This window comes from Yoonia sp. D2-7, assembly GCF_055809435.1.
Genome location: NZ_CM147912.1, coordinates 1781408 through 1803621 on the forward strand (window position 1 = coordinate 1781408; position 22214 = coordinate 1803621).

Genomic DNA, 22214 nt, shown 5'->3' on the forward strand with positions numbered 1-22214 from the left:
GCCCCGAGGGGCCGCGACGACGCCTACGCGCACATCGCCAACATCAGACACATCACAGGCGCGTCTGCCCCACCGGGGCGGCGCGATTTGTCGTGTGCGAACGGACAATATGCCAAAGAAAATGCTAATCGATGCAACACACGCGGAAGAAACCCGCGTTGTTGTCGTAGACGGAAACAAAGTAGAGGAGTTTGATTTCGAGAGCCAGTTCAAGCGTCAGCTTGCTGGGAACATCTATTTAGCCAAAGTGACACGGGTTGAACCATCGTTGCAGGCTGCTTTTGTTGACTACGGTGGGAACCGTCACGGTTTCCTCGCGTTCTCTGAAATCCACCCTGACTATTACCAAATCCCTGTGGCTGACCGTGAAGCGTTGATCGCTGAGGAAAAAGCCTATGCCGAAAGCCTGAAGGCTGAAGCGGAAGCGCAGGACGAAGAAAAGCCAAAACCAAAACGTCGCCGCCGTAGTCGTGCCAAAGCGTCCGAGACTGTATCTGATGATGCAGTGGCAACGGCCGAAGTTGCGTCAGACGATACCGGCGCAGAAGTCGCTGGCATGGAAACCATTGATCTGGAGGAAGGCGACGAAGGGTCGTCTCCGATGGAATTGGTCGCGGAAACGCCTGTTGAAACGCCGTCTGCTGATGATGATGCAGCGACTGGTGACGCGGACGCAGCAGTAGTGTCAGAAGATGCACCGGCAGAAGTCGGTGAAGAGGCCGCGGATGACGCATCCTCTGACGATGAAGATGACGCGCCGAAAGGCAAAGACGCCACGTCCAAAGACGACAGCATCGAAAGCGTCGCTGAAGAAGACGACACCGACGAAGTTCGTCCTGTGCGTAAGCCACGTCCAAAACGCTATAAAATTCAGGAAGTGGTAAAAGTTCGCCAAATTCTGTTGATTCAAGTTGTGAAAGAAGAACGCGGCAACAAGGGCGCTGCCCTGACGACTTACTTGTCACTGGCGGGTCGTTATTGCGTTCTGATGCCAAACACTGCGCGTGGTGGTGGCATTTCCCGCAAGATCACAAACGCTGCCGACCGTAAGAAGCTGAAAGAAATCGCGAATTCCATGACCGTGCCCGATGGGGCAGGTTTGATCATCCGGACTGCGGGGTCCCAGCGGACCAAGGCCGAGATCAAACGCGATTACGAATACTTGCAGCGTATGTGGGAACAGATCCGCGAACTGACGATGAAATCTATCGCCCCTGCGAAGATTTACGAAGAAGGCGATCTGATCAAACGGTCGATCCGTGATCTGTATAACAAAGACATCGACGAAGTGATTGTCGCGGGCGACGAAGGCTACAAAACAGCCAAGACGTTCATGAAAATGATCATGCCGTCCCATGCCAAGAACGTGAAGCATTACAGTGAGCAACTGCCGCTGTACGCGCGCTATCAGGTGGAAACCTATCTCGGCGGTATGTTCAATCCGACGGTTCAGCTGCCATCTGGCGGTTACATCGTGATCGGGATCACTGAGGCGCTGGTTGCGATCGACGTGAACTCTGGCCGTGCGACCAAAGAAGGCTCGATCGAGCAAACAGCGCTGAAGACCAACCTTGAAGCGGCCGATGAAGTGGCCCGTCAATTGCGTCTGCGTGACCTTGCTGGTCTGATCGTGATCGACTTCATCGACATGGACGAACGCCGCAACAACATCGCCGTTGAAAAGCGGATGAAGGACAAGCTGAAAACAGACCGCGCCCGTATTCAGGTCGGTCGGATTTCCGGCTTTGGTCTGATGGAAATGTCGCGTCAGCGTCTGCGTCCGGGTATGCTGGAAGCAACAACGCAGATGTGTTCGCATTGTCACGGGACAGGTCTGCTGCGGTCTGACGACAACGTATCGCTGTCGATCCTGCGTGCCTTGGAAGAAGAAGGCACACGCGGTCGGTCGAAAGAAGTTCTGGTACGTGCGCCGATTGCGATTGCTAACTTCCTCATGAACGGCAAACGCGAGCATATCGGCGATATCGAAGCCCGCCACGGCATGTCCGTGCGGATCGAATGTGATATGTCACTGACATCGCCCGACTTCGCGATTGAGAAGTTCAAGACAGCGACACGTGTCGTGCCGGAAGCGGCCGCACCAGTTGTCGGATCATCCGTGATCATGGACGACGATGACGATCTCGAGCTGCTCGGTATGACTGACGAGGACGAAACAGAGGTAACTGCAGAGGCAGAGACTGAAACGTCGACTGAGGATCAACCAAAACGCAAACGTCGTCGGCGTCGTCGGCGTCGGGGTGGCGGCGGAAACGCGGATGGCCAGAACGGCGAGACGCAAAACGCTGAAGGGCAAACCGAAGGCACGACTGACGGGGAAGCTAAACCTGCGGATGCGCCGTCAGAAGATGCTGAAACGGTCAACGACGATGCTGCTGAAGCGCCTGTGGCTGAGGGTGACGCAGAGGTAAAAGAGAAACCGAAGCGGACACGCACGCGCAGGTCGCGTAAGAAGGTTGAAGAACCAGTTGCGGCAGACGCACCAGTTGCAGAAGAAACTGCTGCGGCGGAAAACGCACCAGCCGAGGTTGCGACGACTGAGGCGGCACCGGCTGAAGAGCCGGTTGCGGAAGAAAAGCCAAAGCCAAAACGTCGGAGCCGTGCAAAGAAGGCGGCACCAGTGGCGGAAGAGGCCGCGACCGAAGAGGTGGCAGCGACTGAAGATGCGCCAGCCGCTGAAGAAAAGCCAAAACCGAAGCGGCGGTCTCGGGCGAAAAAGCCTGCGGTAGTAGTTGCGGAAGAAGCGCCAGCCGCTGAGGCACCAGTTGAGTCGGAAGAAGCACCGGCGACTGAAGCGCCAAAGGCTGAAGCCCCCGCCGAGCCAGCAGCGGCTGAACCCGCGCCTGCGCCAGAGCCCACACCGGAACCGGCACCCGAGCCAACGCCAGAGCCGGTTGCTGAGACCAAGGCCGATGAGCCCGAAAAACCAAAGCGTAAAGGCTGGTGGTCATTGGGCCGCTAAGACATAGAAAAGGGCCGTCGCATCATGCGGCGGCCCTTTTTCTCTATGTGAACGGCTACGGAATGTGCGATTCTCGAAAAAGCGCTACGGCCCGTCCGCGATCTGCTGATCCCCGAATCGATCCGTTTAAAGCCGCGCTGCGGCCTTCGGTTATTCAGGGGAAATCGTCACTTGCGGCGGATGATGAACGTTAGCACGCCGTCGGCATCGTTTTGATCAAGCAGGGTATGACCCGCCTCAGCGCAGAAATGCGGTACATCGATCACTGCAGCAGGGTCGTCCGCGACCATTTCCAGAACGGCGCCAGAGGCCATACCAGACAGGCGTTTACGGGCTTTCAGGACCGGCAACGGACACAGCAATCCGAGCGCATCAAGAGTGTGATCAGGTGTTGTCATATCAGGCAGGTAGGGCCGATGTTTCAAAGAGTCCACAGACTTGTGACGATCTGCGTCGTGACGCCGCCGCATTCCCCGCGTAGGGAAGGGGTAAGGAGACCGAATTCCAATGCTCGAAGCTGATCTGATCCTAGACGCCACGCTTTTGCCTGCGATTATCATTGCGATGTCTGCGGGCCTGTTGTCGTTTTTATCACCCTGCGTTTTGCCAATCGTGCCGCCATATCTGGCCTACATGGGCGGCGTGTCGATGGGCGAGATGGACGAAGATCGCGCGGCGCGGCGGCGGGTTCTGTTAGCGGCCGCATTTTTCGTTTTAGGGCTTTCGACGGTTTTTCTGCTGCTTGGGTTCGCGTTTTCCGCGCTCGGGCGCACGTTCCTGCAATTCCAAGATTGGTTCTTGTTGATCGCGGGTATCGTCGTGATGATTTTCGGGGCGCATTTCGTGGGCGTCTTCCGGATTGGTTTTCTTGATCGCGAGGCCCGCGTGGATATTGGCGACAAGGGTGGATCCGCCATGGGCGCCTACATTCTTGGTCTTGCCTTCGCGTTTGGCTGGACACCTTGTCTGGGGCCGATCCTTGGCACCATCCTTGGGCTCGCTGCGTCTGAGGCGGATGTTGCGCGTGGCACGGTTCTGCTGGCTTTCTACGCGCTTGGCCTTGGTATTCCGTTTCTGCTGGTTGCTGCGTTTTTCCCACGTCTGAAAGGCGTGATGGGCTGGATGAAGCGCCATATGGGCCGGATCGAGCGGACGTCTGGCCTATTATTGTGGACGGTTGGCCTGATGATGATCACGGGTCAGTTCGCTGCGATGAGCTATTGGATGCTGGAAGCTTTCCCTGCCTTAGCCAACTTCGGCTAAAAGGCTTATTATCGGCACAGTTTCCGGTTATGCTGTCGAAAACGCCGAGCAGCATATCAGGCAGCACATGACGAGTACCACAGGTTCACAACAGGTTCAGCGCCGACGAGTGTTCTACATTCCTGGCTATGATCCTATTCATCCGCGCAGGTATCGCGAACTTTACCGCAAAGAAGGGGCTGCCCAAGCCCGGATTTCCGGCTATGACATAGGCATTACGCCAAAGCTGAAATCGAAAACCTTCGGGTGGCACGCTGAGGCCGAGATTGACGGTCAAAAAACGTCTGCCGACATTGATGTGCTAATTTGGTCCGACATTGTGCGCGACAGTATGTCCAACACGATCCCCGCCACCTACTGGCAGCTCATCCGGACCGCATGGACCTACATCGCAACAGGCGCGTTAGGCCGGTTGATGAAGATGCGTAAGGGGCCGGTGATTGCGGCGCTGTATCCGGTTGGGATGTTGATTTTGCAGCTTTTTCTGGCAGTCGTCATCGCCTTTTGGGTGCGTTTCGTTTGCGGCCGTATCTTGGGCGTCTTGGCATTTCAAGGATTGGGATTTGCGCCGAGTCCAACGTTCTCAATCTCTTTTCTCATTACGAGTTGGGTGGTTGGACTTTGGATCGGGCTGAAGGTGCTTAAATGGTTTAAAGCGAAAGACGGCAAATTTTTCGCATATTATCTGATGCACGATTATTCCTATTCGGCGAAATGGCGGGGTGCGAATCCGGCACCACTGGAAGCCCGTATCGCAGCGTTTGGTGATCAAATCGCTGCGGCCTTTAACGATGACGTGGAGGAAGTCCTTGTTGTCGGCCATTCATCCGGCGCGCATCTAAGCGTTTCGATCCTTGCCGATTTGATCCGCGCGGGCAGAGTGCCTTTGGATGGTCCTCGGTTAGCGTTTCTGTCGCTGGGGCAAGTTGTCCCGATGGTGTCGTTCTTGCCAGAGGCCAAGCGCCTGCGCGCTGACTTGGCCTATCTTAGTGCCCGAGACCGGCTAACGTGGGTCGATGTGACAGCGCCCGGTGATGGTTGCGCCTTTGCGCTATGTGACCCTGTGGCGGTGTCAGGTGTGGCGCCGACGGATAAGAAATGGCCGCTGGTGGTGTCTGCAGCCTTTACCCAAACACTGAAGCCTGAGACGTGGAAGGCGTTACGGTGGCGGTTCTTTCGGCTGCATTTCCAGTATCTTTGCGCCTTCGACAATCCGGGCGATTACGACTATTTCCAGATCACTTGCGGGCCAGTGACCTTGGCTGACCGCTACAAAGATCGCGCGGCATCCAAGAGCCGGATTGAGACGCCTTTGTCAAAATACACAAGCACATCATGACCTTGCCACCCAAACCTAAATCGCGGCCTGATCGTGTGTCGCTGTGGCAGTATATGAAATTGTTCCGCGCCGATATTCTGTCGGCGCAGCCTGCAAAGCTTTATCGTGCATGGATGGCTGAGTTTAAGACGCCGTTCTTTCGCAGTTATCTGATCAACGATCATAGCTTGATCAAACGCGTGCTGAACGAACGGCCGGATGATTTTCCGAAGTCGGATCGCATTGGTGCTGGCTTGCGGCCGTTGCTTGGTAATTCGGTGTTTCTGACAAATGGTGACGTTTGGAAACGGCAGCGGCGGATCATTGATCCCGCGTTTGAAGGTGGGCGGCTACGCGATACGTTTCCGGCGATCTGGGCGGCAGGGGAAGCCGCTGTTGCGCGGATGGCGCCACATGCCACGAATACGCCGTTTGAAATTGAACCGGAAACAAGCCACGCCGCCGCGGATGTCATTTTTCGAACCTTGTTTTCGATCCCGATTGAAAACGAGATCGCATCAGAGGTGTTCGATAAGTTCAAATCGTATCAGCGCACCCAACCAATCTTGAACCTTGCAGCCTTTGTACCGGGGCCGTCGTGGATGCCGCGTTTCTTCCGCAAGGACACGAAAGAGTCCGCAACGGCCATTCGAAAGCTGATCACGAAACTGACCCAAGATCGATTGGATGACATTCAAAGCGGCAACGTACCTGATGATTTAGCGACGAAAATCATGACGACGGCCGATCCCGAAACGGGCGAGAAATTTGATGTCGAAGAAATGGTGGATCAGGTCGCGATCTTCTTTCTGGCGGGACACGAAACTAGCGCATCTGCCTTGGCATGGACACTTTATCTGTTGGCGATGTATCCCGAATGGCAGGATAAGATCGCGGAAGAAGCCGCTGAAATGACATCGGAATTTTCGCAACTTTCAACTTTGAAACATACGCGGGACGTGTTTCGCGAAGCGCTGCGCCTGTATCCACCGGTGCCAATGATGGTCCGCGAGACAACAAGGCCCGAAACGTTCCGTGGGCGGTCCGTGAAACCGGGTGCGCAGGTTGTTGTGTCACCGTGGCATCTGCATCGCCAATCGCGGCTTTGGGACAATCCGGATGCATTCGATCCGGCCCGATGGGGGACTGAAAACGGGAAATCCTGCCAAAGAGAGGCCTATTTGCCGTTCTCAGCTGGCCCCCGTGTGTGTACCGGTGCCGGTTTTGCGATGATTGAGGGCGTTGTGTTGCTCGCGCAATTGGTACGTGCGTATCGGTTTGAAATCGCCGAAGGACGTGTTCCCGTGCCCGTCGCACATTTGACGGTCCGTTCGAAGGACGGAATATGGCTGCGATTCGTGCCGCGCTAAATGTGATTGTTGCCGACGTTGTGACAATCGCGATCTGGACGCGCGTTCGTGTCGAAAGCGCAAACTGAGCAATTTGTCTAATATTTGTGTCGATCGTCCATTATTGTTATTTAATTTCCAATGCTTACGCTGATTAACCCTTTGTTAATGTACCCGATAATAGACTGTGAAATGCGTCGAAAAGGTGCGTTTTTGTCAGAAGCGCGACACAGTGTGTGTGTTGGGATGGGTAGGAATTGAATGATGTTTGGACAGTCTTCAGAAAGCGTAATGGGAAAAATGGTTGGTTTACGGGCGCGTCTACGCGCGATTGGTGCACCTTCGGAACATACGCTGTACGCACGTAAGGCGGCTGCACTCCATAAAGGTCGGTCAACGACCGTTCCTGCGTCGGCGCGCGATGGGCGCCGTACAAACGCCCGCCTTGAGCACGACAGTGCATCTCTAATCCGCAAGGGTCTTTATTCTGGTACGCGGTCCTGAACGTCCTTTAGGACAAATACACGGATCGCTGACGCGAGCCCGATATCGCCCCGCTGTGCATCAATTTCACGGGCCAAGTCGTTAATCGGCTGACCACGCCGCGCGGCAATCTGGCGAAATGCGTTCCAAAAGATATCTTCTAGTGACACGCTCGTCCTGTGACCTGCTAATGTCAGGGACCGTTTGACGGGCCGACCTGTGAGTACGTCATTCATCATCGAATTTCAGCGCATCTAACCGCGCAGAGGCTTGTTTTGATTGGGTAACCTCAAGCAGGCGTTGTGCTTTGCTTTGCCCGAACTTCACGGAATTCGCATCGGCGCGCAGTTTCTTTTCGGTGCGCGCTTTGTCTTTACGGACCTTGTTGAGGTTAATCGGCGTTGTCATGGTGTCTCTGTCATAAATGAAAAACGCGCGCCGTGATAGCAGGGCGCGCGCTTGAAAACTTATATTGGAAGGCGCTTACTTTGGCCCGATCATATCCTCGGGGCGCACAACCTTTTCAAAGGTTTCTTCGTCCACAAAGCCTAGCTTGATCGCTTCTTCTTTTAGTGTGGTGCCGTTCTTGTGCGCCGTCTTCGCGACAGTCGTCGCGTTGTCGTAGCCGATGGTCGGCGCGAGTGCTGTCACAAGCATAAGTGATTCACGCATCAGTTTTTCGATGCGGTCTTCGTTGGCTTTGATGCCAGATACGCAGTTGTCAGTGAAGGCAGAGGATGCGTCACCGATAAGCTGCATAGATTGCAATACGTTATAGGCCATCATTGGCTTCATGACATTCAGTTCAAAGTGGCCCTGTGAACCAGCGAAACCGACTGCGGCATCGTTACCCATGACGTGCGCACAGACCTGCGTGATCGCTTCGACCTGTGTTGGGTTCACTTTGCCCGGCATGATGGACGAGCCAGGTTCGTTTTCAGGCAACATCAATTCGCCGAGGCCGCAGCGCGGGCCAGAACCCAGCATACGGATGTCTGCTGCGATCTTGTAAAGGCTGGCAGCGACAGTTTTCAACGCGCCAGACATTTCGACAAGGGCGTCGTGACCTGCAAGTGCTTCGAATTTGTTCGGCGCAGTCACAAACGGCAGACCCGTAATCGCCGCCATTTCGGCAGCGACGGTTTCACCCCAACCTTTTGGTGTGTTCAGGCCGGTGCCGACGGCTGTGCCGCCTTGCGCAAGTTCGTAGATCGCGGGAAGAGCGGCTTTGATGCGGCGGATGCCCATAGCAACCTGGTGAACGTAGCCGGAGAATTCTTGGCCCAATGTCAGCGGTGTTGCGTCCATTGTATGGGTCCGACCAATCTTGATGATGTGGTCGAATTCCTGCTGTTTCTGCTCCAGTGCCGCGTGCAGTTTAGCAAGACCCGGTAGCAACACGTCATGCGCTGTGGTCGCCACGGCGATGTGCATGGCTGTCGGGAATGTGTCGTTAGACGACTGGCCCATGTTGCAATGATCGTTCGGGTGTACCGGGTCTTTGGACCCGATTTCGCCGCCCAAGATTTCAATCGCGCGGTTTGAAATAACTTCGTTTGCGTTCATGTTCGACTGTGTGCCGGACCCTGTTTGCCAAACGACAAGCGGGAAGTGATCGTCGAGCTTGCCAGCCACGACTTCGGATGCCGCTTCGATCATCGCGTCGGCCAGTTTCGCATCCAGCTTGCCGCGTTCTTTGTTCGCCACGGCGCAGGCTTGCTTAATCACGCCAAGTGCACGGACGATTGCAACAGGCTGCTTTTCCCAACCAATCGGAAAGTTCATGATGGAACGCTGTGTCTGCGCCCCCCAATACCGGTCTGCTTGGACCTCCAGTGGGCCAAAGCTGTCGGATTCAGTACGGGTGGCGGTCATGGGACGCTCCAATCGTGTAAAGTATGCGGTTGTATACCGATTAGGCCGCAATTTCGGCCGCGGCAAGTCTTCAGTTCGGTTATTTGCGGAATTGATCGAGGCTGACCACATCAGCGTCTTTGCGTTCGGACGCTTGTTCTTCCGGCTCGGGCTCTACCATTTCTTGCATGGGCGCCTCTGGGATCGTTTCGACGTTTTCAGATTCGTCGTGATCATCGTCGTCGTCTTCACTTTGGGTTTCAAACCGCAGCCCGAATTCTACGGATGGATCCACAAACGTCTGGATCGAATCGTAGGGGATATAAAGCGGTTCCGGGTTTTCACCAAAGTTCAGAGTGATCGAAAACCCTTCGTCCGTTACTTCAAGATTGTCGAACCAATGCTGGATCACGACGGTCATTTCGCCCGGATACCGGTCCGAAAGCCAATCAGCGATTTCGACGTCGGGGTGCATTGTATCAAAGGTGATAAAGAAATGATGTTCGCCCGGTAGGCCATTTTCGGCGATGTCGGACAAAACTTTTTGGATCAAGCCACGCATGGCCCGGTGCATCAGGTTTCCATAATCAATGGTGCTTGAGGCTGGTGTACGGGTCACGGGCGGCACGTCCTTCACTTCACTTAACTGACCGACAACATACGGGATTCGAAGAGGGATGAAAGGGGGCGTGCGCAAACGTGTCAGAACATCGCGAGTGTTCCACTGATTGCAGCACAGATAAACAGGACCCAAAGGAGATTGATATGTCGCCACAGCAAGAGCACACCAGCCAGTCCGGCCAAAGCGACTGCTAATGGCTGGACGGTCATCAGGTCTGGCCAAACACTTGTGATTGGACCTGCTGTGAAGGGTGTGACAGTGCCGAAAAAGACATGGAGCGCGAACCACACTGACAGGTTGGCGATGACCCCCACAACCGCGGCTGTGATGCCAGCAAGTGCCGCCTTCAGGCGCGGCTGTTGTTCCAGCCAGTCAATCAGCGGCGCGCCTGCAAAAATCCAGATAAAGCAGGGGACAAACGTCACCCACAGCGTCAGGACACCTGCGATCAATGCTAGTCCGGTCCCGCCAGCCTTTGCACCTGCGATCATGCCAACAAATTGCGTCACAAGGATCAGCGGTCCGGGCGTCGTTTCGGCCAGCCCCAATGCATCCATCATTTGTGGCGTTGTCAGCCAACCATAATCGCCAACGACCGCTTGGGTCATATAGGCCAGCACCGCATAGGCCCCGCCAAAGGTGACCACGGCAAGCCACGCAAAGAACGCACCAATTTCGGCAAGGATAGGATCGGCGTTTCCAATCAGGGCAAAGGGTGCGGCCCAAAGCAAACAACCGATTACGATGACCGCGAAACTTTTGGCCCACGGGAATTTTGCACTTGGCGTCGCAACTGTATCAGTCGCTGCGGTCATGGCCCCGACAATGGCCGCGATAACAATGACAATTGGAAAGGGCAGTGCGAAAAAGAATAATGCGACAAAGGCAAATGCAGCCAGCCAAAGTGCCGTGCGCGACACGAGCGCGCGTTTGGACACTTTGATCAATGCTTCGATGACGATCACGACAACGGTCGCTTTCACGCCCAAGAAAATCGCTTGCACGAGTGGTAATGAGCCGTAACTGCCGTACAGCAGGGCGAGCGCCATGATGACGATTGCGCCGGGTAGGACGAACAATCCGCCGCCGATCAAACCACCCAGAATGCCGCGCTGTCGCCAACCTGCGTAGGTGGCAAGCTGCATGGCTTCGGGTCCGGGCAGCAACATGCAGAAAGATAACGCTCTTAGGAATTGATCTTCGGTCAGCCAATCGCGGTCTTCGACCAGAGATTTATGCATCAAGGCAATTTGCGCGGCGGGGCCGCCGAACGACAGCAAACCGATGCGGCCAAAAACGCGGGTCAGGTCAGCGTAAGACGGGGTCATTGGTACGGCCAATCATGTGTTTCGTCTTGGCCATCACGGGCCCAGCGATACAGCGCGTCATAAAGCGGCAAAGCGGCTTCTAACTGGGCCTGATCGTCTTTGTATTGGCGTGACAGACCGACAGAAAGCGCGAGCAATCCCGCAGCTTCTGGCACAGACGTATCATCGGTATCTGCGGCGCGTATCACGCGGCTGAGGCGGTCCAGCGCCGGTGTGCGCAGACCAAAGTGGTCCAGCATCGCGTCAAAGGTGCATTGCCCGTCGCTGTGGGTGAATGTGACGTCCGGCACATCAAACGCGATTGCGTCGAACTTTTCAGCGACCATGACAACTTCGGCGGGCGGGACAAAAAGAACACGGGCGTCAGGTGCTATGAAGCGGCGGATCAACCAAGGGCAAGCAATGCGGTCGATCTTGGGGCGGTGGCGAGTGACCCACAGGTCGGTGCCTGACAGAGCCTCAAGTGGAATGCTGGGGTAATCCGTTGCCAACCATGCCAGAATGCCGCCGGCCAGAACTTCGGCAGCAATGCCATGACTGCGCAAAACGGCGGCGGTGCCGTGGCTTAGTTTCTTGCCTTTCTGACAAACAACAACAACGGATTGGCCATGTAGGACAGGGATCATAGCCGTGATGTCTTTGTGGCTGCACGATACGCTTGTCGGGATGCGATACGGATTTTCTGCGACGTCTTCGGGAATACAGACGTCGATGATCACGGGGCAATCTGGCGTCCCGATCAATCGCATCAATTGCTTGCAGGACATTTCGGTGAAGCCAGGTTTTTGGGTGTCAGCCATGAGGGCATCCTTTCTGAGATGGTCAGTGGATGCGAACCTTTGGCATCAGCCTCACGGGGCGGTCGCAATCCCCATGACCTAGGAATGGCGGTCTGGGGGCCATGGGTCAAGGCAAAATTATGGGGCGCGCAGATTGTGTTGCGCTGTCTTATTGTGGTAGTTGGCGAAACAATAATAACGACATATTGCGGTGTACAATTCAAAGTTTGGGCCGCGTCGCGTGGGGGAATGAGTAGATGAAACTAGGCGAAGCCATTGGAATGGTTGCCGTTGGCGCGATTGCGACATTCGGTGTGACACAATTTCTGTTCACGGATGCTGCACCGGAAGAGACAACTGGAATCGGTGCAAATGTACCCGTTGTTGACGCAGCACCGACGGAGATTGCTACGTCAGGCAATGTGGCGGCGGATACGCCCGCACCCTTGACCGATGACGTTCAGGTTTCCCGTATGGCGTCCAACCTCGACACCTTTGCTATTTTGGAACAGGTCATCAGTTCGCATCAGAACGAAGATGCCGCAGCTGGTGACGACGTCGTCAAACTGACGCCTGAACAGGAACAAGTCATTGAAATGTTCCGTGCAACGGCACGACGCCAGAACGAAAACAAAGGGGCTGCTGGTGATGGTAGCCTAGTGTTGAATAACATGGCCGTCGTTGGGTTGAACGTCCGCTATTATTACACCGTCATGTTGCCACACTCTGCGCTGACACCGGAGCAAGTGATGGAACGGCAGCAGTCGAAAGTGATCGGCGCTGTTTGTGGGTCGCCAGAAATCAAAATCTTGATGGAAGATTACGGTTTTGATTACACCTATTCATATCTGTCCGAAGATCGCCGCTTGATCGGCACGATTGATGCAAACCTCGAGACCTGCACGGGCTGATTAACCTAGCACTTGGCTGAGTTCCCTAATGATCTTGCGTCTTATGGCGTCGGGGTATTCACGGTGTGTGCGCGCGGTAATCACAAACCCATCGCGGGTGATGATATGCCTTTGAAAGAAGGTTGTGATGGCGACGCCCATTGATTCAATCGCGATCCCATTGATCGTAATCCCGCGACGTTGGGCAAATTGCCGTGCTGTGCTGCTATCCGATCCGGCATTCGGGGTGCCATCGCCAGAGATATCAATGACTTGCCGCTTACAGTCCGGGGCGCTGCGAAACAGTTCGACGGCGTAGTATATCGCCTCTGCGGGTGCTGTGTCGGACAACACAAACGCACGGGTCATCAAACGGGCGTCGGCGGACAAGCGTTCCGCATCAAATTTCGTTCGTATTTGACGCCATGGGATGCTGAGTTCTTGGCGTTCCGCCCCTGACCATTGCATCACGGCGATTGCAACGTCGCCCGCGACCATTGCATCAACGATTTCGGGATCCAGTAGAGCGTCGGCCATACCATCAACCTGCAAACGGTATTCGGCAACATCGACGGAATTTGACACATCAATCGACAAAACAAGTGCTGTATCACAAGCCATGCAGGGCGATGCAAAACCAAGACATGCAGCGATCAGACGAAGGATTTTCATTCCGACAGCCTGCGCGGGGTTGCTGCAATTTGCAACCTTCCGCTTTAGGCAGTGATCATGCGAGCTTCGTGGCGTTTGATCTGAAGGCGGGCAGAGGGGCCGTAGCTGATCGGGCTCATCGCGACTTTGGGGAAGAGGCGGAACAATTCTGCTCGCGTCGCCGCAGACAGGGCATCAAGCGCCATCGCACCCGGATGGAAGCTTTCGGACCACGCGCCGTCAGCACAGATCACTTCGTGCCTGTCAAACGCGAGATGCACGTATGTGACCGTGTCGCGGTGGACCTGCCGGATGGTGGTGTCGTTGATCAGGTGCTTGGCTGGCGCCAATGCTTCTTGTGTGCCGCTGGCCAGTTCGCAACGCCATCCGGACAAGAGCATCCGGTGTTGCGGCGACACTTCAAACGCGGCGTGCGCACCAAGCGCATTTTCAGCAAAGCGGATTGGCGCGAGATCACCCAGAGCAGCAACCGTTGTCGTCCCAATCCATCGGATCGGCTGCGCGCCGTGATCGCGCGTGATGACCAGATCCCCAGTGTGCAGCGCCTCAATCGGGATTTCGCCGCGTGGTGTCAGGATCAGTGCGCCAGTCGTGAAACAGGCAACCGTTTCAATGTTTTGGAAGGCAATGCTGTCACCGGTTTCACTGCCGTCAGCATCCAGATAGACCACTGTTCCGTTGACCGCATTCGGATCATCATTCTGATAATCGACGCGGAAACGACTGCCTTTGATGGTCAGTGTGTCATCGCCTGAACCACCGCTTATTTTGTCGACATCAGCACCTGCCTCGACAGTGATCGTATCACTGCCGCTGCCAAGAAAGACCTCGGGTGCGGACGTGTTTCCACCAAGGCTGACGGTGTCGTCACCGGCCCCTGCACGGATACGCGCGACATCTGCAAAGTCATCAAGCGTGATTTCATCGTTGCCGCTGCCGCCGGAGACGTCACCTAGGACTTCGCCATCGCCGCCGACATACAGAACATCATCTCCGCTTCCCGTACGCACATCGCCGGTGATGGTGCCGCTGGTCTGGGTGAAGGTGTCGTTGCCGCTGCCGTGCTGCACATTGCCGTCAACGATTGTGCCGCCGCGTACCGTGATTTCGTCATCGCCAGCGCCGCCTTGCACCGTGCCGTCAATGCGTTGCGATACAAGGTCGAAATCGTCGTCAAACCACGTTGTGTCCGGTGCGGCCGTATCAACCAAATCCATGGGTGCGGCCAAGAACGGATCGTCCTGCACCGCATCAACGCCCGTTGTGCGCATCAGGATATCGTTCAACCCGCTTTGTTGTACCTCGGCGATGATGTCTTCGCCAATCGCCGGATCAAGCTGACCGAATTCGGGATCTGCGTCGCGGATACGGCTGAACTGGTCTGCGACGATAAACGTAAACGTCGGCCCCAGTTGCGTGTCGCCAATCGAATCCTCGGCCAATCCACCAACCCACAGATCAACGTCATGGACTGTATCGTAAACCTCGGCCAAGGCGGCTTGTTGATCTGGGTCGGATGTGATGATCGAAAAGTCGTAAGGATCGAGCGTGTCCGGATCAATATCACCGAGCAAAGCCGCACGGGTGTCCACGTAACTTTGCAGGCCATGATCTTGGCCGCGCAACAGGTTCAATGCCACAAGGCTGAACCCTGAAAGACCATCGGGCGACGACAAAAAGAAGTTCAGGTCATCCACAACTTTGGTGTCGAATTCTTGCGCGTTGCTGGTTAGCTGTCCGCGCAGGATCGCATCCAGATCGCCGTCTTTCAGTGGATAGGCGTTAAAGAACGCGTCCATAATGGCCAAGTCACCATCTTCGGTATCAGTGCCATCGGCGTTGATGCGGGGTAGGGTGCTGGACACCATCGTGTGACCAAACCGGAACGCAGCCGTGGAAAACTCTACCGATATTTCACCCACGGCATCCGGATCATGACCGTCATAATCACCAGCGGCTTCACCGATCAGATGCGGCAGCCATTGTTCATATGTGATTGACTGCAATTCATAAGTAACGATCTGGCGTGCTGCATCAAACAGCTGATCATCCGTCCAATCGGGATGTTCTTCAGCCAACCGTTCGGCCCAATAGTTATGTTCACGCGCCATGACCGTGTGCATCGACGCAAGTGCCGGATTTTCGTTGGCGCGTATGTCGCCCGATAGAAAGACCGGATCGTCCGAATGGATATCACCCGCCATGAAACTATCAGGATCAGCCAGCGGCATGAGCCCGTCATCGGATGCAGGATCGTCCGACATTCGGAGTTTTCCGCCCGCGAAGCTGCGCAAATCCGCGGTGCGTTCTTCGGTCGTTCCATAGACTTGGCTGCCGTCGATCTGCCAAGAAATGGCATTGGTCGGCACGCGTGCGCCATCTTCGCCGATCTCATAGACGGACCGCGCGAGAGGGGCGACAAGCCCCTCAGCGGTCAAAACCTCTGCGTGGCTTTCTAGCGATAGCGTAATGTCGTGGTCCAGAAACTGACCCCACGCCACAAACATATTGCTTAGCCCCGCCGCATTCGGCGTGTCACCGTCTTGGTCAAACAGATTGGCCGAAATCGCGACCGGATCGGTGCCGCCGACAACTTCGCCGACGCCGTCAGCATAGTTTGCTTCGGTCAAACGGATTTGTGGCTTTGGATCGTGGGTAAAGGGCATGGAACCGGTCACACTTGTTAACGTGTCCCATAGGTTTCACGATTCTGTGTTGTGACAAAGGGCTATGTGGCAGAAAAAAGGCCTGATTATATGGCGTTAACCAGATAATCAGGCCGATTTAATTGGATTGTTTCTAGTGCGGGATCAACCGCCCCAAGACCGGACAGGACCACAATCCATATGCACGAAATTAGAGCCGGAATACCGACCGACACCACCGGCAGCACATGACCGTGCAGCGCGCGCCATCTGCGCGGTAGAGCGGCTTTCCAAGCGCAGATCAGCGGCCTGACCTTGGATGTGCAGTGAATTGCGTGCCACGCCCGAAGACCGGCTGCGCAGCATCGCGTTCGTTTCAGGTGACCGGTAACCGGACAACAACATGTACGGTTCGTTTGCATCCAAAAGACGCAAAGACGCGGCCATGATATCGATGTTGCGGATATCGATATTGATTGTTTTGTTGTTACGCCAGTCGCGCATGAACGTGTTGATTTCAGCCAGCGCTTCACCAACGTATTGGCCTTCGATCCAGTAGATCGTGTCCATGCGTTCGCCGGTGCGCCCGGAATACATCCGCAAGCGGCGTACGTCGCCGCCTCCGCGCAAGAATCCTGCTGCATTTGAATAGGTTGGTGCCGCTGCTACAGCTGTTGCTGCAAACGCGCGAAGCACGCCGCGTCGGGTCATGCCCGATGTCGAAGTATTTGTCATATCTATGCGCCTGTCCCGTCGCTCGATCTGATGTCGGCTTTTCGCCGACGATGCACTGTTCCCCCAGATGCACGCACAACTTCTCACAAACCTGTCAGTCAACCAAGTGCTTTGTGTCGAAATGGCCATAATTCATCCAAAATAGGCGAATTTCGGCCAATTGAACGGATCAAACATTGGTCGTGTCATTTTGATCACGTCTAGTGCCGTCAGGCATACAGATGATTTCAACGTGATTAGACACCTACAACATATTGTGCGTACACAGTTGGATAACGCTGCCCGCGGCAATAATTTCGGGCAAAAGACGAGTAATCTAGGGGGAATAATGGGTCGGTTTATCGATTTCGCTGGCGCACGGTTGCGTCGTTTTGGATGTGTTGTAAGCGTTGTCGCACTGGCCGGAACTGCCATTCCTGCAAGCGTTCAGGCACAAGTCACTGCTTTTCGCCAAGCCGTTGCTGAAACTGCAGCGCGTGATGATGATGTGGCTGCGTTTTACCGGTCTCGTAATTTCGAAGGGATTTGGAGCGGCGATTCGGCGATGGGGCACCGCAATGCGTTGTTGTCCGCGCTTGAAAATGCAGGTCACCACGGCCTGCCCACGAACCGCTATGATGTCGCGTCCCTAATTGCACAAATGCAATCTGCACGGACACCAGCAGAGCTGGGTGAGATCGAAGTGCTGTTGACCAAGACGTTCTTGCAATACGCCCGCGACGTCCAATCCGGTGTGTTGCGTCCAAAGTCGGTTGATCCGATGATTGTCCGTGAAGTAACCTATATGCCGCGTGTCGATCTTCTGACGGAATTCCGCAGCAGCAACCCTACGACTTTCTTGCGGTCATTGCCGCCAAGCACACCAGAATACACGCGATTGGTCGCTGCAAAATTGCGTTTGGAAACCCAACAAGCGACAGGCGGTTGGGGTCCGGTCGTGAATGCTGAAAAGCTGGAATCAGGAGCCACTGGCGCGGAAGTCATCGCCTTGCGGAACCGTTTAGTTGCGATGGGGTATTTGGAGCGGTCTGTCACCGCGACCTATGATGCGCAGATCGTCGAAGCTGTTCGTGCATTTCAGCGCAGTCATGGTTTGCAAGAAGACGGCACTGCTGGTCCGTCTACAATCGCAGAAATGAACCGCCCGATTAGCGAACGACTTCAGTCGATTGTGGTCGCGATGGAACGCGAACGTTGGTTCAGCCAAGACAAAGGCGACCGCCATGTTTGGGTGAACTTGACTGATTTTTCAGCGAAGGTCGTTGATTTTGGCCAAGTTACCTTTTCGACCCGTTCCGTAATCGGGGCCGTCGATCCGGACCGCGAAACGCCAGAATTTTCCGACATCATGGAATATATGGTGATCAACCCGAGCTGGTACGTCCCACGCTCTATCGTCACAAAAGAATACCTGCCGCAGATGCAGCGTAACCGTGGCGCTGCTGGTCATTTGCTGATCACGGACCGCAATGGCCGGACGGTGAACCGCGCGAATATCGACTTCAACCGTTACAACGCGCGTAACTTCCCGTTCTCAATGCGCCAGCCTCCGTCGAACCGGAACGCCCTTGGTTTGGTGAAATTCATGTTCCCGAACCAATACAACATCTATTTGCATGACACGCCCGCCAAAAGCCTGTTTGGCCGCGAAGTGCGCGCCTACAGCCACGGCTGTATTCGTTTGAACGATCCGTTTGATTTCGCCTATGCGTTGCTGGCGAAACAGTCTGATAACCCCGAGGAATTGTTCCAGTCGCGCTTGCGGACTGGCAACGAATCGCGCGTGACGTTGGATGAAGCTGTTCCTGTGCATTTGGTGTACCGGACCGCGTTTACGACGAACACGGGCGACGTAGAATTCCGTCGCGACATCTACGGACGTGACCGTAAGATCTGGAATGCACTGACCCGCGAAGGGGTGGTCGTTCCCGGCGTTCAGGGCTAAGTCTGTCGCACGACCTTCAAGCTGGGTCAAAGGGCAGGGATAGATGACACAAACGATTGCGACGATCGCACAGGCGCTTGGTGCTCAGGTTCTGGGCGACGGGACTGTGGCTGTTCAAGGCCTGTCAGAACCTGCGTCAGCAGGACCGGATGATCTGGCTCTGGCAATGTCACCGCGTTATGGCGACGCGCTGAAGGCAAGTGATGCCGTTGCTGCAATCGTCTGGGCGGATGCCGATTGGCAAGCGCTTGATCTGAAAGCCGCGATTGTTGTGCCACGTCCGCGTCTCGCGATGTCAGTCCTGACCCAGATGATGGACAAGCCTTTGATCGGGCAGGGTATCCATCCGTCTGCAATCATCGATCCATCGGCCACTATCGCGGAAGGCGTATCTATCGGACCGTTCTGTGTGGTTGGCGCAGATGCAGTCATCGGGGCTGATACAACGATTGTCGAACATGTCAGCATCGGGGCTGGTGCAATGGTTGGCGCGCGCTGTGAAATACATGCGGGCGTGCGGATCGGGCGAAATGTGCGGATCGGGGATCGGGTCATCTTGCACCCCAATGTTGTGATCGGTGCGGATGGGTTTTCATTCGTCACCGCGACACCTTCTATTGCTGAAATCGGACGACGGACACTGGGCAAGACGGCTTTTGAAGCATCAGATGACGCCATCCAACATCGTATCCATTCACTTGGCTCAGTTGTCTTGGGTGATCATGTCGAAGTTGGTGCAAACGCGACCATTGATGCGGGCACCATTCGTCCGACGCAAGTTGGACGCGGCACGAAGATCGATAACCTTGTGCAAGTTGGGCATAATGTCATTGTCGGCGAAGATTGCCTTTTGTGCGCGCAAACGGCTGTGGCAGGGTCTGCTGTGATCGGAGACCGGTCAATCTTAGGGGGGAAGTCAGGTGTCGCTGATAACATTTCTATTGGATCCGATTGCCTGCTTGGTGGCGCCGCGATTGTGCTGGGCAATACACCTCGTGGCAGCTTTATGATGGGCTATCCGGCCAAGCCGATGCTGACGTTCCGCGCTGAACAACGGGCGCTGCGCGATGCGGCCCAAAACGGGGCCCGTCGTAATCTTGTTTCCAAACCAAGTGATGATACATAAGCGCAAAGTCAGAACGAGGTCGGTCCGTGAATACCCAAGACAAAGTCATCGCTATTATCGCCGAACAAGCTTTGATGGACCCGTCTGATATCAAACTGACTGATACGCCGGAATTGCTTGGGATCGATAGTATGGGGCTGGTTGAAACCATCTTCGGGATTGAAGAAGCCTTTGATATCTCCGTTCCATTTAACGCGAACGAACCATCGGAAAGCGATTTTGACATCTCGAATGTCGCGGCCATCATCAAGGCGGTTGACCGTCTTGTGACAGAGCAGGCCTAGCCTATGCGCCGTGTGGTGATCACGGGTGCTGGCACGATTAACCCATTGGGTCATGATGTGGCGTCTACAATGGACGCAATGCGCGAAGGGCGCTGCGGTATTGGTCCGCTGGATATCCGTGACGTTGATCGGCGCACAGGTGCGTGGCTATGACGAAGCGGACCATTTTGATCGCCAGAAACTGACGCTTTACGATCGTTTTACCCAATTTGCGCTTTTGGCCGCAGATCAAGCGATTGCGCAGTCTGGCATGAACTTTGATGGCGAACTGTCTGATAAGTCAGGTGTTATTCTTGGCACGTCCGGCGGCGGTCTGAATACCCAAGACGATAACTACCGCGCCGTTTATGAGGACGGTAAAAACCGTGTCCATCCGTTTATCGTGCCACGTCTAATGAACAACGCGGCTGTGTCCCATGTGGCCATGACCCATAATCTGCGCGGTCCAAGCTTTACCGTTGCGACCGCATGCGCGTCATCCAATCACGCTATGGGACAGGCGTTTAACATGGTCCGGTCCGGGATGGCACCAGTCATGGTTACGGGCGGTTCAGAGGCGATGCTGTGCTTTGGCGGGATCAAAGCATGGGAAGGTTTGCGGGTCATGTCAAAAGACGGCTGCCGCCCGTTTTCTGCCAATCGCAACGGGATGGTGCAGGGGGAAGGGGCAGCTGTGTTTGTGTTTGAAGATATGGAACACGCTCAGGCCCGCGGTGCTGAAATCCTGTGTGAAGTCGTGGGGTTCGCCATGTCTTCCGACGCCTCTGACATCGTGGTGCCATCACCGGACGGGGCTGCCCGTGCGATTGCTGGTGCGGTACGGGATGCGCAGGTCGATGTCGATGCTGTTGGCTACATCAATGCCCACGGGACCGGCACGACCGTGAACGACAAAACGGAATGTGCCGCGATCAGGGATGTGTTTGGCACGCATGCGGACAACCTTATGATATCGTCCACGAAATCGATGCATGGTCATCTGATCGGCGGTACGGGCGCGGTTGAACTTTTGTCCTGCATCATGGCCGTGAAAGACGGTGTCATCGCACCGACGATTGGGTTTGAGACGCCCGATCCGGCCTGCGATTTGGATGTCGTGCCGAATGAAGCGCGAGATGCAAAAGTTGATGTCGCCTTGTCCAATGCCTTTGCATTTGGTGGCCTGAACGCTGTTATCGCTGTGAAAGCCGCATAAGAAAGGGCGCCGCAGATTTCTCTGGGCGCCCATCTATCAATCATAAATCGTGTCTTATTCTGACAAGCCGTCGTAGCCTGCCGTGAAGCCGCTCAAAGAAACGGTCAGTTCAACTGCTTCGTCAGGTGCTGCTGCTGGGACCATCACGATGGTCGCCGCGTTGCCGCGTTTGAATTGTGCGACTTCTTCTGCTGTGAATCCCACACGAGCCACGCAGCCTGCGGTGTTGCAGAATGTGAACGGGTAACGACGTGCCGCACCGCCATCAACTGACAGGGTCAACTGCTGTGTCAGAAGCGTTTCCAGTGGTGCCACGATTGTTGCCCCAGCTGCTGCACGACCGGAACCTTCCAGCGGGAAGATGCTGATTTCAGCGACAGAATTGCCAGACGCGTCATTCAACAGTTGATAGAGCTGGCAAGGATCGGCGTTGCCGGGTTCGGATTTTAGACAACGGTAGACCCAATCACCAGATTCCCCACGCACGTAAGGTTGGCCAACTGCAAGATCATCAACAGTTGGTTCTGCTGCGTCGTCAAGCAACGTACCCAATGATAGGCCATCAGCAGGATCAGCTTCAACCGCTGGTGCGGCTTCTTCGGTGGCGTCGTCAGTCGCAGTCTCTTGTGCAAATGCAGGTGTCGCCAACATCAAGGCGACCAAAAACGGTGTAGCGGTCTTCAACATGAATATCAGTCCATTGGTTTTAGTTGACTCGGATTAGCACGGCAAAACACGGGTGT

At 55.2% G+C, this 22214-nt stretch carries 19 protein-coding genes and 1 pseudogene; 9 read left to right on the forward strand and 11 right to left on the reverse strand.

Going from position 1 to position 22214, the window contains the following annotated elements; translation table 11 throughout:
• Window positions 1–109 precede the first annotated feature (109 nt).
• Window positions 110–2983, forward strand: coding sequence for an Rne/Rng family ribonuclease (locus tag AC0L7R_RS08670; RefSeq protein ID WP_473660329.1), 2874 nt, complete (start codon window positions 110–112; stop codon window positions 2981–2983).
• 167 nt (window positions 2984–3150) lie between these two features.
• Here AC0L7R_RS08670 and AC0L7R_RS08675 read toward each other — a convergent pair whose 3' ends face one another.
• Window positions 3151–3417 carry a sulfurtransferase TusA family protein gene (locus tag AC0L7R_RS08675; RefSeq protein WP_473660383.1) on the reverse strand — a complete coding sequence of 89 codons (267 nt, stop codon included), beginning with the start codon at window positions 3415–3417 and terminating at the stop codon, window positions 3151–3153.
• Between the two features lie 73 nt (window positions 3418–3490).
• Here AC0L7R_RS08675 and AC0L7R_RS08680 point away from each other — a divergent pair, with 73 nt between their 5' ends.
• From AC0L7R_RS08680 to AC0L7R_RS08690, 3 genes are all read left to right on the forward strand, one after another.
• Window positions 3491–4246, forward strand: coding sequence for a cytochrome c biogenesis CcdA family protein (locus AC0L7R_RS08680; protein WP_348109089.1), 756 nt, complete (start codon window positions 3491–3493; stop codon window positions 4244–4246).
• Between the two features lie 67 nt (window positions 4247–4313).
• Window positions 4314–5585: a hypothetical protein gene (locus tag AC0L7R_RS08685; protein ID WP_473656479.1), complete on the forward strand. Its 1272-nt coding sequence runs from the start codon at window positions 4314–4316 to the stop codon at window positions 5583–5585.
• Window positions 5582–6934, forward strand: a complete 1353-nt coding sequence (locus tag AC0L7R_RS08690) for a cytochrome P450 (RefSeq protein WP_473656482.1) — start codon at window positions 5582–5584, stop codon at window positions 6932–6934. The genes AC0L7R_RS08685 and AC0L7R_RS08690 overlap by 4 nt, the downstream gene beginning before the upstream one ends.
• Before the next feature lie 461 nt (window positions 6935–7395).
• On the opposite strand, the gene AC0L7R_RS08695 is transcribed toward AC0L7R_RS08690, so the two are convergent.
• The 6 genes from AC0L7R_RS08695 to AC0L7R_RS08720 all read right to left on the reverse strand — a co-directional run bounded on the left by AC0L7R_RS08695 (window position 7396) and on the right by AC0L7R_RS08720 (window position 12000).
• Window positions 7396–7632, reverse strand: a complete 237-nt coding sequence (locus AC0L7R_RS08695; protein ID WP_247128825.1) for a ribbon-helix-helix domain-containing protein — start codon at window positions 7630–7632, stop codon at window positions 7396–7398.
• Window positions 7625–7804 carry a DUF4169 family protein gene (locus tag AC0L7R_RS08700; RefSeq protein ID WP_247128824.1) on the reverse strand — a complete coding sequence of 60 codons (180 nt, stop codon included), beginning with the start codon at window positions 7802–7804 and terminating at the stop codon, window positions 7625–7627. Before AC0L7R_RS08700 ends, AC0L7R_RS08695 begins: the two co-directional genes overlap by 8 nt.
• A gap of 75 nt (window positions 7805–7879) precedes the next feature.
• Complete coding sequence (gene fumC / locus AC0L7R_RS08705; protein ID WP_348109084.1) at window positions 7880–9271, reverse strand: class II fumarate hydratase; 1392 nt, start codon at window positions 9269–9271, stop codon at window positions 7880–7882.
• A gap of 79 nt (window positions 9272–9350) precedes the next feature.
• Window positions 9351–9824 carry a ClpXP protease specificity-enhancing factor SspB gene (locus AC0L7R_RS08710; protein ID WP_473660385.1) on the reverse strand — a complete coding sequence of 158 codons (474 nt, stop codon included), beginning with the start codon at window positions 9822–9824 and terminating at the stop codon, window positions 9351–9353.
• A 128-nt stretch (window positions 9825–9952) separates the two neighbouring features.
• Window positions 9953–11200 carry a chromate efflux transporter gene (chrA, locus tag AC0L7R_RS08715; RefSeq protein ID WP_473656483.1) on the reverse strand — a complete coding sequence of 416 codons (1248 nt, stop codon included), beginning with the start codon at window positions 11198–11200 and terminating at the stop codon, window positions 9953–9955.
• Window positions 11197–12000, reverse strand: a complete 804-nt coding sequence (locus AC0L7R_RS08720) for a chromate resistance protein ChrB domain-containing protein (protein ID WP_473656484.1) — start codon at window positions 11998–12000, stop codon at window positions 11197–11199. Before AC0L7R_RS08720 ends, chrA begins: the two co-directional genes overlap by 4 nt.
• A 236-nt stretch (window positions 12001–12236) precedes the next feature.
• Here AC0L7R_RS08720 and AC0L7R_RS08725 point away from each other — a divergent pair, with 236 nt between their 5' ends.
• The gene (locus tag AC0L7R_RS08725; RefSeq protein WP_473656485.1) at window positions 12237–12890 is read left to right on the forward strand and encodes a hypothetical protein; all 654 of its coding nucleotides are present in this window, start codon (window positions 12237–12239) and stop codon (window positions 12888–12890) included.
• On the opposite strand, the gene AC0L7R_RS08730 is transcribed toward AC0L7R_RS08725, so the two are convergent.
• The 3 genes from AC0L7R_RS08730 to mepK all read right to left on the reverse strand — a co-directional run bounded on the left by AC0L7R_RS08730 (window position 12891) and on the right by mepK (window position 16921).
• The gene (locus tag AC0L7R_RS08730; protein ID WP_473656487.1) at window positions 12891–13541 is read right to left on the reverse strand and encodes a DUF1194 domain-containing protein; all 651 of its coding nucleotides are present in this window, start codon (window positions 13539–13541) and stop codon (window positions 12891–12893) included.
• A 44-nt stretch (window positions 13542–13585) separates the two neighbouring features.
• Entirely contained in the window at window positions 13586–16207 is a 2622-nt protein-coding gene (locus tag AC0L7R_RS08735; protein WP_473656488.1) for a peroxidase family protein, read from the reverse strand.
• Window positions 16208–16351: 144 nt separating this feature from the next.
• Window positions 16352–16921 (reverse strand): peptidoglycan L,D-endopeptidase MepK, encoded by a 570-nt coding sequence (mepK, locus tag AC0L7R_RS08740; RefSeq protein ID WP_247128817.1) that lies wholly within the window; start codon window positions 16919–16921, stop codon window positions 16352–16354.
• 328 nt (window positions 16922–17249) lie between these two features.
• Between mepK and AC0L7R_RS08745 the strand changes: the two genes are divergently transcribed.
• The 4 genes and pseudogenes from AC0L7R_RS08745 to AC0L7R_RS08760 all read left to right on the forward strand — a co-directional run bounded on the left by AC0L7R_RS08745 (window position 17250) and on the right by AC0L7R_RS08760 (window position 21471).
• The gene (locus AC0L7R_RS08745) at window positions 17250–18866 is read left to right on the forward strand and encodes a L,D-transpeptidase scaffold domain-containing protein (protein ID WP_473656489.1); all 1617 of its coding nucleotides are present in this window, start codon (window positions 17250–17252) and stop codon (window positions 18864–18866) included.
• A 43-nt stretch (window positions 18867–18909) separates the two neighbouring features.
• On the forward strand, window positions 18910–19992 hold the full coding sequence (gene lpxD, locus AC0L7R_RS08750) for a UDP-3-O-(3-hydroxymyristoyl)glucosamine N-acyltransferase (protein WP_473656490.1): 1083 nt from the start codon (window positions 18910–18912) through the stop codon (window positions 19990–19992).
• A 26-nt stretch (window positions 19993–20018) separates the two neighbouring features.
• Window positions 20019–20276, forward strand: coding sequence for an acyl carrier protein (locus AC0L7R_RS08755; protein WP_348109075.1), 258 nt, complete (start codon window positions 20019–20021; stop codon window positions 20274–20276).
• A gap of 3 nt (window positions 20277–20279) precedes the next feature.
• Window positions 20280–21471: pseudogene (locus tag AC0L7R_RS08760) on the forward strand (beta-ketoacyl-[acyl-carrier-protein] synthase family protein).
• A 54-nt stretch (window positions 21472–21525) separates the two neighbouring features.
• Here the strand turns inward: AC0L7R_RS08760 and AC0L7R_RS08765 are convergent.
• Window positions 21526–22158: an invasion associated locus B family protein gene (locus AC0L7R_RS08765; RefSeq protein WP_473656492.1), complete on the reverse strand. Its 633-nt coding sequence runs from the start codon at window positions 22156–22158 to the stop codon at window positions 21526–21528.
• Window positions 22159–22214: the final 56 nt, after the last annotated feature.

What these genes read in the sequence shown, in the direction of transcription:
- AC0L7R_RS08690 (WP_473656482.1), top strand. Translation starts at nt 5,582, where the DNA reads ATGACCTTGCCACCCAAACCTAAATCGCGGCCTGATCGTGTGTCGCTG.
- chrA (WP_473656483.1), bottom strand. Translation starts at nt 11,200, where the DNA reads ATGACCCCGTCTTACGCTGACCTGACCCGCGTTTTTGGCCGCATCGGT.
- AC0L7R_RS08735 (WP_473656488.1), bottom strand. Translation starts at nt 16,207, where the DNA reads ATGCCCTTTACCCACGATCCAAAGCCACAAATCCGTTTGACCGAAGCA.
- AC0L7R_RS08680 (WP_348109089.1), top strand. Translation starts at nt 3,491, where the DNA reads ATGCTCGAAGCTGATCTGATCCTAGACGCCACGCTTTTGCCTGCGATT.
- lpxD (WP_473656490.1), top strand. Translation starts at nt 18,910, where the DNA reads ATGACACAAACGATTGCGACGATCGCACAGGCGCTTGGTGCTCAGGTT.
- AC0L7R_RS08745 (WP_473656489.1), top strand. Translation starts at nt 17,250, where the DNA reads ATGGGTCGGTTTATCGATTTCGCTGGCGCACGGTTGCGTCGTTTTGGA.
- AC0L7R_RS08765 (WP_473656492.1), bottom strand. Translation starts at nt 22,158, where the DNA reads ATGTTGAAGACCGCTACACCGTTTTTGGTCGCCTTGATGTTGGCGACA.
- AC0L7R_RS08730 (WP_473656487.1), bottom strand. Translation starts at nt 13,541, where the DNA reads ATGAAAATCCTTCGTCTGATCGCTGCATGTCTTGGTTTTGCATCGCCC.
- AC0L7R_RS08695 (WP_247128825.1), bottom strand. Translation starts at nt 7,632, where the DNA reads ATGAATGACGTACTCACAGGTCGGCCCGTCAAACGGTCCCTGACATTA.
- mepK (WP_247128817.1), bottom strand. Translation starts at nt 16,921, where the DNA reads ATGACAAATACTTCGACATCGGGCATGACCCGACGCGGCGTGCTTCGC.
- AC0L7R_RS08670 (WP_473660329.1), top strand. Translation starts at nt 110, where the DNA reads ATGCCAAAGAAAATGCTAATCGATGCAACACACGCGGAAGAAACCCGC.
- AC0L7R_RS08725 (WP_473656485.1), top strand. Translation starts at nt 12,237, where the DNA reads ATGAAACTAGGCGAAGCCATTGGAATGGTTGCCGTTGGCGCGATTGCG.
- AC0L7R_RS08710 (WP_473660385.1), bottom strand. Translation starts at nt 9,824, where the DNA reads ATGCACCGGGCCATGCGTGGCTTGATCCAAAAAGTTTTGTCCGACATC.
- AC0L7R_RS08685 (WP_473656479.1), top strand. Translation starts at nt 4,314, where the DNA reads ATGACGAGTACCACAGGTTCACAACAGGTTCAGCGCCGACGAGTGTTC.
- fumC (WP_348109084.1), bottom strand. Translation starts at nt 9,271, where the DNA reads ATGACCGCCACCCGTACTGAATCCGACAGCTTTGGCCCACTGGAGGTC.
- AC0L7R_RS08720 (WP_473656484.1), bottom strand. Translation starts at nt 12,000, where the DNA reads ATGGCTGACACCCAAAAACCTGGCTTCACCGAAATGTCCTGCAAGCAA.
- AC0L7R_RS08700 (WP_247128824.1), bottom strand. Translation starts at nt 7,804, where the DNA reads ATGACAACGCCGATTAACCTCAACAAGGTCCGTAAAGACAAAGCGCGC.